The 14336-nt window shown below is 38.5% G+C and carries 13 protein-coding genes and 1 pseudogene; 12 read left to right on the plus strand and 2 right to left on the minus strand.

Annotated elements, in window-relative coordinates:
• The 9 genes and pseudogenes from sufC to K8089_RS03625 all read left to right on the plus strand — a co-directional run bounded on the left by sufC (window position 1) and on the right by K8089_RS03625 (window position 6728).
• Window positions 1-750, plus strand: a complete 750-nt coding sequence (gene sufC / locus K8089_RS03585; protein ID WP_237601906.1) for a Fe-S cluster assembly ATPase SufC — start codon at window positions 1-3, stop codon at window positions 748-750.
• Window positions 751-808: 58 nt separating this feature from the next.
• Window positions 809-1198: pseudogene (locus tag K8089_RS03590) on the plus strand (four helix bundle protein).
• Between the two features lie 41 nt (window positions 1199-1239).
• On the plus strand, window positions 1240-2553 hold the full coding sequence (gene sufD / locus K8089_RS03595; RefSeq protein WP_237601907.1) for a Fe-S cluster assembly protein SufD: 1314 nt from the start codon (window positions 1240-1242) through the stop codon (window positions 2551-2553).
• A 93-nt stretch (window positions 2554-2646) separates the two neighbouring features.
• Window positions 2647-3864: an aminotransferase class V-fold PLP-dependent enzyme gene (locus K8089_RS03600; RefSeq protein ID WP_237601908.1), complete on the plus strand. Its 1218-nt coding sequence runs from the start codon at window positions 2647-2649 to the stop codon at window positions 3862-3864.
• A gap of 55 nt (window positions 3865-3919) precedes the next feature.
• A complete protein-coding gene (locus K8089_RS03605) occupies window positions 3920-4357 on the plus strand; it encodes an META domain-containing protein (protein WP_237601909.1) in 438 nt (145 codons plus the stop codon).
• An 11-nt stretch (window positions 4358-4368) separates the two neighbouring features.
• On the plus strand, window positions 4369-4794 hold the full coding sequence (locus K8089_RS03610; RefSeq protein WP_237601910.1) for a SufE family protein: 426 nt from the start codon (window positions 4369-4371) through the stop codon (window positions 4792-4794).
• Window positions 4795-4798: 4 nt separating this feature from the next.
• Entirely contained in the window at window positions 4799-5128 is a 330-nt protein-coding gene (locus tag K8089_RS03615) for an SUF system Fe-S cluster assembly protein (protein ID WP_237601911.1), read from the plus strand.
• A 55-nt stretch (window positions 5129-5183) separates the two neighbouring features.
• Window positions 5184-5696: a DUF2480 family protein gene (locus K8089_RS03620; protein WP_237601912.1), complete on the plus strand. Its 513-nt coding sequence runs from the start codon at window positions 5184-5186 to the stop codon at window positions 5694-5696.
• Between the two features lie 105 nt (window positions 5697-5801).
• Entirely contained in the window at window positions 5802-6728 is a 927-nt protein-coding gene (locus K8089_RS03625) for a DUF3078 domain-containing protein (RefSeq protein ID WP_237601913.1), read from the plus strand.
• A gap of 91 nt (window positions 6729-6819) precedes the next feature.
• Here the strand turns inward: K8089_RS03625 and hflX are convergent, their stop codons facing one another.
• Window positions 6820-8031, minus strand: a complete 1212-nt coding sequence (gene hflX / locus K8089_RS03630) for a GTPase HflX (protein ID WP_237601914.1) — start codon at window positions 8029-8031, stop codon at window positions 6820-6822.
• A 235-nt stretch (window positions 8032-8266) separates the two neighbouring features.
• On the opposite strand from hflX, the gene K8089_RS03635 reads away from it, so the two are divergent.
• From K8089_RS03635 to K8089_RS03645, 3 genes are all read left to right on the plus strand, one after another.
• Window positions 8267-10759, plus strand: coding sequence for a gliding motility-associated C-terminal domain-containing protein (locus K8089_RS03635; protein ID WP_237601915.1), 2493 nt, complete (start codon window positions 8267-8269; stop codon window positions 10757-10759).
• Window positions 10760-10883: 124 nt separating this feature from the next.
• Entirely contained in the window at window positions 10884-11801 is a 918-nt protein-coding gene (locus tag K8089_RS03640) for a PorP/SprF family type IX secretion system membrane protein (RefSeq protein ID WP_237601916.1), read from the plus strand.
• A gap of 23 nt (window positions 11802-11824) precedes the next feature.
• Window positions 11825-13717, plus strand: coding sequence for an OmpA family protein (locus K8089_RS03645; RefSeq protein WP_237601917.1), 1893 nt, complete (start codon window positions 11825-11827; stop codon window positions 13715-13717).
• 84 nt (window positions 13718-13801) lie between these two features.
• Here K8089_RS03645 and K8089_RS03650 read toward each other — a convergent pair whose 3' ends face one another.
• The gene (locus K8089_RS03650) at window positions 13802-14098 is read right to left on the minus strand and encodes a GNAT family N-acetyltransferase (RefSeq protein WP_237601918.1); all 297 of its coding nucleotides are present in this window, start codon (window positions 14096-14098) and stop codon (window positions 13802-13804) included.
• Window positions 14099-14336 lie beyond the last annotated feature (238 nt).

The raw sequence follows: 14336 nt of genomic DNA on the forward strand, positions 1-14336 counted from the left end.
ATGTTAAAAATAAAAGATTTACACGCCGGCCTTGACGGAAAAGACATACTACAAGGTATAAACTTAGAAGTAAAAGCAGGTGAAGTACACGCAATAATGGGCCCTAACGGCTCCGGAAAAAGTACATTAGCTTCTGTAGTAGCAGGAAAAGAAGAATTTGACGTTACTAGAGGTTATATCACTTTTGAAAATCATGACATTTCAGAATTAGATCCAGAGGAAAGAGCACACAAAGGCATCTTTCTTTCGTTTCAATATCCTGTAGAAATTCCGGGCGTTTCGGTGACCAACTTTATAAAAACAGCTATCAACGAAACTCGCAAGTCTAAAGGACAAGCAGACATGCCAGCTTCTGAAATGCTTAAAATGATTAAAGAAAAAGCAGATATGTTGGAAATTGATCGCAAGTTTCTTTCGCGTTCCTTAAACGAAGGTTTTTCAGGAGGTGAAAAAAAACGCAACGAGATTTTCCAAATGGCAATGTTAGATCCAAAACTCGCCATTCTTGACGAGACCGATTCTGGGTTAGATATTGATGCTTTAAAAGTTGTTGCAAAAGGAGTAAACAAACTAAAAAGCGACGACAACGCCGTAATTGTTATTACACACTATCAACGTCTGTTAGATTATATAATTCCAGATTTCGTTCACGTAATTATGGACGGAAAAATAGTAAAATCTGGCACCAAAGAACTGGCTTACGAGTTAGAAGAAAAAGGGTACGACTGGATTAAGGAAGAATTGGTATAAAAAATTAGTTTCTAATTCCTGGTTTCTAGTTTCTGGTTTAATTAAAAGAGATTTAATTATGGCTACAATTGAAAAGTTTGAGGATTTGGACATTTGGAAAGAAGCAAGACTACTTTCAAAAGAAATAATCCTTCTTTCAAGAAATACCGAATTAAAAAATGATTATCGACTTAGAGACCAAATAAAAGGCGCATCCGGCTCGGTTATGGATAACATAGCCGAAGGTTTTGAACGGGACGGGAACTTAGAATTTAGACAATTTTTATCAATCGCGAAAGGTTCGGCCGGAGAATCTCGCTCACAATTATACAGGGTTTTCGATTCTGATTATATTTCTGAATAGGAACTTTCATCGTTGGTTGAGAGATATATGAGTTTGAGTAAACGAATTGCCAACTTTATAATTTATCTAAACACTAATAATTATAAAGGCAACAAGTTCAAATAACTTGAAACCAGAAACACAAAACTTGAAACAAAAATTTCATTATGAGTTTTAAAGACAAATTATTATCATCATACATCGGACTCGAAGATTACTTAGAGTTTGATTCACCATTACACGATGTGCGAAACAATGCCATTAAAATTTTTGAGGAAAAAGGATTTCCTACAAAAAAGGATGAGGAGTGGAAGTACACTTCGCTCAATGCGTTGCTCAAGCCAGACTACAGTGTCTATTCTACAAAAGAACGGAATGTTGAACTGAAAAACGTACGCAAATATTTTCTTCACGAAATAGATACGTACAAACTTGTTTTTGTAGATGGGGTTTATAGCTCTTTCCTTTCAGAAACTACGCACGACACATTGGATGTTTGCTTAATGTCTGCCGCTTTAAACAAGAGTAAGTACAAAGCAGTAATCGAGGCTTATTTTAACAAAGCCGCAAAAAGCGATAGCCTAACTGCGTTGAATACGGCTTTTACCAAAGAAGGCGCATATATTCACATTCCGGCGCATAAAGAGGTTGAAAAACCAATTGAAATCATCAATTTTTCAACGGGCAATGAAGCAGCAATGTTTCTTCAACCCCGTAATTTAATTGTGGTGGGCGAAAATGCGCACGTTCAAATTATAGAGCGTCACCAAAGCCTTTCCAGCAATGCGGTTTTAACCAATTCGGTAACCGAGATTTTTGCCGAAAAGCGCGCGTATGTAGATTACTATAAAATTCAAAACGATGAAGCATCTGCTTCATTGATTGACAATACATACATTTCGCAGCAACGCGATACGGTTTGCCGCGTGCATACATTTGCTTTTGGTGGAAATTTAGTTCGCAACAACCTCAACTTTTATCAAAAAGGCGAGAATTGCGATTCCACATTAAAAGGAGTTACCATTCTTGAAGGAAAGCAACACGTAGACCACAACACTTTGGTGCACCATATTGCACCAAACTGCGAAAGTCACCAAGATTACAAAGGGCTGTTTGCAGAATCGTCTACGGGTGTTTTCAACGGAAAAATAATTGTTGAAAAAGATGCTCAAAAAACCGATGCTTTTCAGCAAAACAACAACATTTTAATTGACGATAAAGCTACGATAAACGCAAAACCACAGTTAGAAATTTTTGCAGATGATGTAAAATGTTCGCACGGGTGTACCATTGGTCAGTTTGATGAAGAAGCGCTTTTCTACCTTCGAAGTAGAGGAATTGGTTTAAAAGAAGCCCGCGCTTTATTGATGTATGCTTTCGCAAACACCGTTTTAGAAAGTGTAAAAATACCGGAACTGAAAACGCGAATTAACAAGCTTATTGCCAATAAAATTGGAGTGAGTTTGGGGTTTGAGCTTTAAAAAACACAACTGCGAATACACGCATAATTATATTTTCGTTCGTGTATTCGCGGTAAAACTCCATCTCGAGTTTTAAATTCAAAAAAATTCAAAATGTCTTTCAACCTCCAAAAAATACGCAGCGATTTCCCCATCCTTTCCCGAGAGGTAAACGGTTATCCGCTGGTGTATTTGGACAATGCGGCCACTTCGCAAAAACCGAAGCAGGTTATTGATGCAATTGTAGATTATTACAGCAATTACAACGCAAACATCCACCGCGGCGTGCACACACTTTCGCAGGAAGCAACAGATGCTTACGAAGCTGCACGTCACAAAATTCAAGCGCATTTTAACGCGAAAGAAGCCTGCGAAATCATTTTTACTGCAGGCACAACCCACGGTATAAACTTGGTGGCAAACGGTTTTTCTGAAATATTAAAAAAAGGCGACGAAATAATTGTTTCAGCAATGGAGCACCACAGTAATATAGTGCCGTGGCAAATGCTTTGCGAAAAAACAGGAGCTGTTTTAAAAGTAATTCCGATGAATGAGGAAGGCGTTTTAGTTTTTTCAGAATACAAAAAACTGCTTTCCAATAAAACGAAACTTGTATTTGTAAATCATATTTCAAATGCACTGGGAACCATTAACCCAATTAAAAAAATAATTGAAAAAGCACACCAAGTGGGAGCCGCTGTGCTTGTTGACGGCGCACAATCTTGTTCGCATATAAAACCCGATCTTCAAAAACTGGATGTTGATTTCTACGTAACCTCAGCCCACAAAATGTGCGGACCCACTGGCGTCGGAATTCTTTATATGAAAGAAGCTTGGGGCAATAAACTTGCACCCTACCAAGGTGGAGGCGAAATGATTGCCGAAGTAACTTTTGAAAAAACGACTTACGCAGGTTTGCCACATAAGTTTGAAGCTGGCACGCCAAACATTTGTGGCGGAATCGCTTTTGGTGCAGCCATTGACTATTTAAACGAAATAGGGTTCGAGGCAATTGAAGCCCACGAAAATGAGCTTCTAAAATACGCTACAGAACAACTTTTAGAAATAGAAGGTCTAAAAATTTACGGTACTGGCCCCGATAAAACCTCGGTAGTTTCCTTTAATATAGAAGGAATCCATCCGTACGATATCGGGACAATTGTTGATAAACTTGGCATTGCCGTCCGCACGGGGCATCATTGTGCTCAACCCATTATGGATTTTTATAAAATTCCGGGAACCGTGCGTGCTTCCTTCGCATTTTATAATACTTTAGAAGAAGTTGATGCCTTGGTAAATGCAGTGAAGAAAGCTAAAATGATGTTAAGTTAACCCGTTGCTTAAAGTTAAAACTTGAACTTTGATGTTCAACTTTAAAACAAAAACTATGAAAACACTTGCCACATTTTCAATTTTAATTTTTACAGTATTTTACTCTGGTTGCGACGAGACTAAAAAAGTAATTGATGTTGCCGGAAGTGTACAATTAACAGGCAGTTACACGGTTTCTGCCCTAAACGGAAAGAAACTTGTAAGCACTACAAACCCAACGTTTACCATGTCTGCAATAGACAATTCATTTCGTGGTACGACTGGTTGTAACTCGGTTTTTGGCAATTACACCATAGACCTTTACGCAATTAATTTCGGTGATCTTGCGGTGAGCGAAAAATATTGTTCAGAAAAAGAAATTATGAAAACCGAACGCGATTTTTTAAATGCACTCAACAATACTGGCTCATACGCCATTGAGAATGGGTTACTTACATTTTATTCAAAAACAGACCGCAGCGTATTGTTAATTGCGAAAAAAGATGAGAAATAAGAAAACACATTATGACGATTGAAGAAATACAGGAGGAATTAATAGACGAGTTTTCAATGTTCGACGACTGGATGCAGCGTTATGAATATATGATAGATTTGGGCAAATCGCTTCCGCTGATTGATGAAAAATTAAAGAATGACGACAAGCTTATTAAAGGCTGCCAAAGTAAAGTATGGCTAAATTCTGAAATGAAAGATGGCCGAATTATTTTCACTGCAGATAGCGACGCCATAATTACCAAAGGAATAATCGCGGTTTTGGTGCGCGTTTTTTCAGACCAAAAACCACAAGCTATTCTTGATGCGAATACCGATTTTATTGATGAAATTGGATTGAAAGAACACCTTTCTCCCACCCGTGCAAACGGATTAGTCTCTATGATAAAGCAAATGAAAATGTATGCCTTAGCATACCAAACACAAGTAAAAAATTAAACAAATGGAAGCAGATACCCAAATAGACATGGCCGAATTAGGCGAAAAAATAATAGCAGTTATAAAAACTATTTACGATCCAGAAATTCCGGTAGATATTTATGAACTCGGACTTATTTATGACGTTTTTATAAACGAAGACCGCGAAGTAAAAATATTGATGACGCTTACAACGCCAAACTGCCCAGTAGCCGAAAGCTTACCGATGGAAGTAGAAGAAAAAGTGAAGTCGATGAAGATGATAACTGATGCGGAGGTAGAAATAACCTTCGACCCACCTTGGACACAAGAGCTAATGAGCGATGAAGCAAAACTGGAACTGGGGATGCTTTAAAATGGCTGTAGGCTGTAGGCTAAAAAGCAACTCTGAACTCATAACTATATAAAAAGTGCCTGAAGAAATCATAAATCGCGTAGCGAACAGTAAATTGGTAACCTTTAACTTGGAAGATTTATATCCAAAAGGCGAACGGATTGCTTTCGATATTTCGCAATGGTTATTGGAAGGCATCGTACTTCGCGAAAGTGATTTTCGGGAAAAGGCAAATAACCACGATTGGAGTCAATACCAAGGTAAATATGTGGCGCTCTTTTGCAGTACCGATGCTATTGTTCCCGGTTGGGCATATTTACTTTTATCGATTCACTTATCTCCCTTTGCTGCCAAAGTAACCGTTGGAAGTTTGGAAGAACTGGAAAGCATTCTTTTTGCCGAATTACTTCAAAATTTGGATGTTTCAGAATATACAGACAAACCGGTTATCATCAAAGGTTGCGCCCACAAACCCATTCCGCAAAATGCGTATGTACTTTTGGCCCAAAAACTTCAGCCTGTTGCAAAAAGCATTATGTATGGCGAAGCTTGCTCTTCTGTTCCCCTTTACAAAAAGAAACGAAAATAGTGTTGCTATTAAATATTTCTTAAAAAGACACCTAAACCTCATCGTTTTATTGTGACTTGCCTAAAAGTGTGAGTATTTTTGCCAAAATTAAAACTTCCAAAAAAGATGAAAAAACTTTTACTCCTTGCAGTACTTTTTATTGCACCATTAGCCTTGATTGCCCAAGAGGAAACTCTGAAAGACACGCTGCCAAATGGCTGGACGCGAGCCGGGAATATTTCATTGTTGTTTAACCAAGCTGCTTTTAATGCGGAATGGACGGGCGGCGGAACCTCAAATTATTCCGGAAACCTTTCTCTTACTTATGATTTTAATTATAAGCACGACAAACTTTCTTGGAATAACCGGTTAATTGGCGAATACGGAATCACCAAAAACAAGGACGATAAATACTCCCGTAAAACAAACGACCGGTTGGAGCTGAACTCTATTTTAGGGCAACAGGTTAAAGAAAGCAACTGGTATTATTCATTATTTTTTAACTTTAAAACGCAATTCGCAAAAGGTTATGAATTTAACGGCGACCTCAACCCAGAAGATGAAGGGTACCGTACCGAAACTACACATATTTTATCGCCTGCTTATATTCAATTTGGACCGGGTATGCTTTGGAAAAAAAGCGACAATCTGTACGTAAATATTTCGCCTGCAACGGCTAAATTTATATTGGTCGATAAAGATTTTACTACTGTAAACGAAGCCGTTCCGGGTGCTTTGGAGGCTTATAACGAAAATAAATATTTCGGTGTAGATGCTAATGAAAGCAGTCGTTTTGAGTTTGGAGCATCAGTTTCTGCCTATGCCAAGTTTAATATTATGGCTAATATTTCGGCAGAAAACATTTTAAATCTTTATTCAAACTATCTTGAAGATCCTCAAAATATAGATGTGGATTACACGCTCAATCTTGTAATGAAGGTAAACAAGTACATCTCTTCAAACGTAACATTTCAAGCTATTTATGACGACAATGCAGTACAAGGTTTTCAAATCCGTGAAACTTTGGGCGTTGGCTTGTCTTACGGATTTTAAATCTGAAGCTTAAAATTTGAGAACATAAAAAAAGCTGTCAAAATAAAATAAATTTTGACAGCTTTTTTTTTGATTCTTCCAATAGATTGATTTATTCTTCTTCTGAATATTCGGGATAAAGGAAATTGTTATACGGAAAGCGCGTGGTGTGTATTTCCTTCACTTTTTCATAAACCAGTTTTCTAAATTCGCTAATATTTTCTTTGTTTAGTGCCGAAATAAAAATAGCATCGCCATTTAATTTTGCCATCCACGTGTGCTTCCACTCTTCCAATGTATAATGAGCCTTTGTTTTTTCGGTCATTAAATCATCTTCTTCAATTTCCTCAGGATTGTAAATGTCAATTTTATTGAAAACCATCACTGTGGGTTTATCTGCACTTCCTATTTCCTCTAAAATTTTATCGACAGAGTCTATGTGATGCTCAAAAGATGGGTGACTAATATCTACTACATGCAGCAGTAAATCTGCTTCGCGCACTTCATCTAATGTACTTTTAAAAGATTCCACAAGCTGCGTAGGTAACTTTCTGATAAACCCAACAGTGTCTGTAAGTAGAAAAGGCAGGTTGCCAATAACCACTTTTCGCACCGTGGTGTCTAATGTTGCAAATAGTTTGTTTTCGGCGAAGACATCGCTTTTGCTAATGAGGTTCATCAGCGTAGATTTCCCCACATTTGTATACCCCACCAAAGCCACACGAATCAACGAACCCCGATTGCCACGCTGCACGTCCATTTGGCGGTCAATTTTTTTCAATTTTTCCTTTAAAAGCGCAATCCTGTCACGCACAATTCGTCTATCTGTTTCAATCTCTGTTTCACCCGGACCGCGCATTCCTATACCCCCACGCTGACGTTCTAAGTGCGTCCACATTCCGGCTAGTCTGGGTAGTAAATATTGGTATTGTGCCAATTCTACTTGCGTGCGTGCATAACTGGTTTGTGCGCGTTGCGCAAATATGTCGAGAATTAAATTTGTGCGGTCAATGATTTTACAATGAAGAATTTTTTCGATATTTTTTTGCTGCGCTGGCGTAAGTTCGTCGTCAAAAATGGCAACTCCTACATCGTTTTCTTCAATAAAGTTTTTTACTTCGTCTAATTTTCCCGACCCTATAAACGTTTTCGGATTTGGTACCTCCATTTTCTGTGTAAAGCGTTTTAAAACTTCACCACCAGCGGTATAAGCTAGAAATTGGAGTTCGTCGAGATATTCTTCAGCTTTTTCTTCGTCCTGAAATTTCGTTATTAATCCAATCAATACTGATTTTTCGTATGAAATGTCTGTTTGCTCAATCATAAATATAATTATAGTGCAAATGTACAAAACTACGCGCGAGCACGATTTCAACTTTACACGCAATTAACATCATTTGTCTTCAAGGACGGAAAAATGGAGCAATAGTTCAATTTTTAAATATTGCTTGACTAAGATAGTTCCCGATTTCAAACATAATATTCTATAAATATTCTTATATTTCGCTGTTAAAAAATAGTTAACGCATTTTAAAACATTTTAATCCCCTTTTTAAACTATGGTTAAAACATTACCTCTCAATTCACAAAGTTGTCAAAACTTTTTTAAAGACAGCTTTAAACCGCATTATCTCGCGATTTTCTGTTTCTTATTTTTTTCTTTTTCAGCACTTGCACAAGGACCTGGATGTCCGAATGTTTTTGCTGGAGATGATGTAGAATTAGACTGCGGGGTTCCTTGCGTAGATCTTACAGCAAGCTTTTTAGACACAGGCGAAACTACTAGTTATGAAGTTTCTGCTATACCTTACGATCCCCCTTTTCCATTTACAGGTGGAACGCCAGTTTCGGTAAATACAGACGATGTATGGTCTCCAGCCATACAATTACCATTTGATTTTTGCTTTTTTGGCCAAACTTATACCGAAATGGTCATCGGCTCCAACGCCGTAATTTCATTCGATTTGGTAAACAATCCACCCAATGGGTATTGTAGCTGGTTGTTTGATGAGTCTATTCCAGATTCCAACTTGTTTTTTGCAACAATCTTTGGTCCATATATGGATGTAGATCCATCGGTTGGTGGCTCTGGCCAAATTAATTGGGCTGTTTTTGGCGATGCCCCTTGTAGAACAATGGTGGTTAATTTTCCAGGTATTCCTTATTTTGGATCTGCTTGTACTGGTCTTCAACTTACATCGCAAGTAGTAATTTACGAAACCACAAATGTGGTAGAGGTTTATATTGAGGATAGACCTAGCGGTTGTAGCTGGAATGACGGAAATGCAGTCGTGGGAATCCAAAACCAAAACGGAACGCAAGGCTACACACCTCCCGGAAGAAACACCGGTGATTGGTCTGCCACAGACGAAGCTTGGCGTTTTACGCCAAATGGTGCTTCAAATGTTGCATTCTCTTGGTTAGATGCTAACGGAACTGTAATTGGAACAGACCCAACTATAAATGTTTGCCCAACAGATACTTCAACTACATATACTGCACAAGCTATTTATACCAATTGTAACGGCGATGTAGTAACAGAAACCGATGACGTTGTTGTTACAAGAACAGGCTCTTTTTCAGTAGATCTTGGCCCCGATCAAGCTTTATGCGAAGCACAAAGCTATGATATTACTGCCGAAATAACCGGCGGAAACCCTGCCGATGCTACCTTCCTTTGGAATACTGGTGAAACTACCCAAACTATTACAGTAACTACTTCTGGTACTTATACCGTTGAAGTTACCATTGGCACCTGTACTGTTACTGCTTCGGTAGAAATAAACTTTAATGAACTTCCTGCTATTGAATTGGGAGATAATGTTGAAACATGTTTTGATGCTCCTATAGTTTTAGATGCTTCACCTTCCAATTATAACCCCGCCGACGCTACCTATGAATGGAGCTTGGATGGTGTTGTAATTGCCGGAGAAACAAACCCCACGCTTTCAGCAACTCAATATGGTGTGTATAGCGTAAACGTTGATGTTGGCGGATGTATCGCCACAGACGAAGTAACTATTACGCAAGAGCAGCTCCAAGTTTCTTTAGGTGATGATTTTTCAACCTGTTTTACAACAACTGTTACCTTAACTGCTGAAGCTATTGATTACGACCCAACCCTTGCCAGTTATGAATGGGGCCTAAATGGCAACGTATTAGCAGGCGAGACAAACCAAACCCTAGAAATTACAGAAGCTGGTACTTATAAAGTTACAGCTACTATTGGCGCTTGTACAACTACCGATACGGTGGTAGTAAGCCTTGAAAATCTAACATTAACCGTTACTGAAGATTTCCAAACTTGTTTTGATACTCCAGTAATTTTGGAAACTGAGCTTTCCGATCAAAATCCAGATGCAACTTATGAGTGGAGCCTTGACGGAATCGTTATAGCAGGTGAAAATGGCCCTACACTCGTAATCACCGAAGTAGGTACTTATACGGTAACCGCAACTCTTGGCAGCTGTACGGCTTCAGATAGCGTGACAGTTTCATTTAGAGATGACCTGGAAGTTACGCTTGGCGAAAACTTCAAAACTTGCCCGAACGAGCCACAAACACTTACTGCAACTACTTCAGAAGAAGGTGCAACTTATCAGTGGTATTTAAATGGAACTTTATTAGCCAATGAAACTAACAGTACGTTAGATTTTAATATTGAAGTAGGCACGATGGGAACACAAACCTACACCGTAGTAATGACTGTGGGCGGATGTTCTGGTGAAGATTCGGTAGATGTTAATTTGTATGATGTTGGCCAATGTGTTATTTCAGAAGGGCTATCACCAAATGGCGATGGCTACAACGACACCTTGGATTTAACTTTCCTAAACGACCGCACTGGAGTTACAAAACTTCAAATTTTCAACAGATTAGGAACGCTGGTTTATGAGCAGAACAACTACATAAACCAATGGAGGGGTCAAGATAAAAATAGCAACGACTTATCAACCGGAACTTATTTTTATGTAATTGATCTTGCAGGTAACGATGCTGTTTATGGCGCGCAAGCCACCGGTTGGATTTATCTAAACCAAGAAGCAAACTAAACCCACAAAATACTTTATAACATCCAAATAGGTTAAAATGAAATGTTCTTCAATTAGTTCTAACACAAGTGAAAATAAGTTGTTTGGGCATTTCATCTTCCCATTTTTAAAATATTCTATACAAATGAAAAAACATATATATATTCTAATTGTATTGATGGCAGTGTTGCTCTTCCAAGAATCGCAAGCGCAGCAAGACCCTCAATATACCCAGTACATGTACAACATGAACGTGGTGAACCCAGCTTATGCAGGCTCAAAGGAAAGCCTTTCCCTCACCGCACTTTACCGAAATCAATGGTCCGGAATGGACGACAATCCAGTAACCTTCACTTTTTCGGCACATAAGCCAATTAGCGATAAAATAGGACTTGGTCTTTCAGCCATTAAAGACGAATTAGGTCCCGTGAGTGAAACAAATGTTTACGCAGATTTCTCGTACACCCTGCAAGTGGCAAGTACAGTAAAACTTGCGTTGGGTTTAAAAGCTGGAGCAACCTTTCACGAAGTAGGTCTTTCAAGTTTAGAGCTGCAAGATCCTAACGATCCATTTTTTAATGAAGACATAAACAACACCTACCCAAATATTGGTGCGGGGGCGTTTCTTTATGGCGATAACTTCTACGTAGGTTTATCGGTTCCAAATATGCTAAAATCTGTTCACTTAGATGAAAACGGTATTAAGTACGGATCCGAAACAAACCACTATTTCGCTACCGCAGGATACGTTTTTCAGGTTTCAGAAAACTTTAAGTTGAAGCCTTCCGTGATGGTTAAATCTGCTTTTGATGCGCCCGTTTCATACGACGGAAACTTAAACGCACTATTTTATGATAAGTTTGAACTTGGAGCATCGTACAGATTGGACGATTCATTCAGCGGTTTAGTTGGGTTTCAAATTAACCCAAACATCCGCATAGGCTATGCTTACGACCACGTAACTTCCGACCTTAAAACAGTTGGCCCAGCATCGCACGAAGTGGTGCTTACCTTCGATCTGTTCTTTAAGCCACGTGTTTTACGTTCACCAAGATTCTTCTAATAACCAAAAAAACTTCATTTAAGATGAATAAAATATATACATTCCTTTTACTCATAGCGGTAAGCACTTCCATGGTGACCGCCCAAAATAGTAAAACAAAAAAAGCCGATCAATACTACGATCGCCTACAATATACCGATGCAGCTGAAGCCTATGGCAAACTCCTGAAGAAAGGCGAAGGCAGCACCTATGTTTTTGAACAATTAGGAAATAGCTATTTCTTTTTAAACAATACCAAAAAAGCCGAAACCTACTATAAAAGAGTCGTGAAAAGAAAAGATGTAAATCCCGAAACGGTTTACAATTACGCGCAATCTTTAAAGGCGAATGGCAAGTTTGGAGATTACAATACCTATATGAAGCAATTTGCCGACATGAAACCAAACGATTCTCGCGCTATTGCATTTATGAAGAATCCAGATTATCTGCCTAAAATTATTGATGAAAACAATCAAAAATATGAAGCAATAAACCTTGAGGCGCTGAATTCTGAATATTCAGATTTTGGAGGGTTAGCCATTGAAAATGATTTCTATTTTACTTCCGCCAGAAATACAACTCGTAAAAAATACGGATGGAACGAGGAGCCATTTTTAGACATTTACAAAGCTTCCATAGTTGGTGGAGTTGAAAAAAATGAAGTATTGCTGAAAGGTGACGTCAACACAAAATATCACGAAAGTACCGTAGCGATTACAGCAGACGGCAAACGTATGTATTTTGACAGAAACGATTACTACAACGGAAAATACAAAAAGAGTGAAGAAGGCATTAACGAATTAAGCATCTACTACGCTGAAAATGTAAACGGTGAGTGGAAAGATATTCAGCCTGTACCGTTTAACGACCAGCAATATTCTACAAGTCACCCGGCTTTAAGTCCTGACGGCAATACGCTGTATTTTACCAGCGATCGTCCGGGCGGGAAAGGCAAAGCAGACATTTACAAAGTATCTATCGCTGCAGATGGTACTTTTGGAACCCCAGTAAATTTAGGCGACAACATAAATACCGAAGGCAAAGAAGGCTTCCCTTTTGTAGATGCAAACGGTACTTTGTATTTTGCTAGTGATGGACATTTAGGTATGGGCGGATTAGATGTATTTGCTGCCGAAGCGAAAGGAAACGGCTTCGGGGAAGTTAAAAACCTCGGCCTTGGTGTTAACAGTAGCGAAGATGATTTTGCATACTCGTATAACCCAGCTACCGATGAAGGTTACGTATCTTCTAATAGAGCCGGCGGAGTAGGAAGTGATGATATTTATAAAATCAAAAAACTTGAAATTTGCGATGTTATCTTAAATGTAATTGTAGTTGATGCAAGCAATGACGAACCAATTGCAGATGCACGTTTAGACCTTTTTGATAATCTTGAAAACAAATTGAAAAGCCAATCTACAACTGCAAATGGAACTGGCAAAATTACTGCTGCTTGCGACCAAGCGCACGTAGTTCAAGCTTTTAAAGAAGGTTATGAAAGCAATGCCGAAACTGTTGCCGCTTTTAAGGAAGGTGAAAAAAGCATTCGTATTGCACTTCGCCCAATAGACGAAATTGTAGAAGGCGATATGGTTAAACTGAACCCTATTCTTTTCGATTTTGATAAGCACAACATAAAACCACAAGCAGCATTTGAGCTTGATAAGCTTGTACAACTAATGAAGAAAAATCCAGAAATGGTTATTAAAGTTGAAGGGCATACCGATAATCGCGGTACAGATGCATATAATATGAATTTATCTGAAAGACGTGCAAAAAGTACTGTACAGTATGTAATTTCAAAAGGAATTTCGAAAGACCGAATAAGCGGAAAAGGTTTTGGTGAAAGCAGACCAGCCGTTGATTGTGGCGCAAATTGTACCGAAGCACAACACCAACAAAACAGACGTTCAGACTTTATTGTGGTGAAGAAATAAGTTAATTAAAGACCTTAAGCTGGTAACCAACCAGAAAATGACCCTCGCTTATTTGAGCAATCAAATACGGTGAGGGTTTTTTAATTATAATTTCATTTTAAAATAAGCCGCCGGCAGCCCTATGTATTCACCGTCATAATCCCACTGAAAACCCTGTTTTTCTAAAATTCTTTGGGAAGCTGTATTTACTGGATCTATGATGGCTATCAAATTTTCAATTTCCTTTGTATTTTTTCCCAAGTTTACTAATGTTTCAGCTATTTCGGAACCAAAACCTTTTCGCCAAAATTCTGGCATAAATAAATAACCTATTTCAGCTTCGTTTTCTTTCGTCATTTCAAGCCGTCGCTGGCGCGAGCGTCCCGCTCGTGCCTTCTCCATCCACCTTCCACTCCTGCTGGAGCGAGCGTCCCGCTCGTGCCTTCCCTGTCATGTCCTGAAAAAAGTAGACAGTTTTGTTAAGCTGATTTTTGTTCTAAATTATACATTTCTTCGGGTGTTCTCAAATTAATTCCCCAGTGAGATCTCATTTTGTTATATATTCCTATTGATTGTTTTGTAATTAATTTTGCTTGGTTGGTATCTTTAAAGGTGTAATCCAAGTGAAACTCCATTTTTA

The sequence above is a fragment of the Aequorivita vitellina genome (assembly GCF_022008365.1).
GTDB classification, from domain to species: domain Bacteria; phylum Bacteroidota; class Bacteroidia; order Flavobacteriales; family Flavobacteriaceae; genus Aequorivita; species Aequorivita vitellina.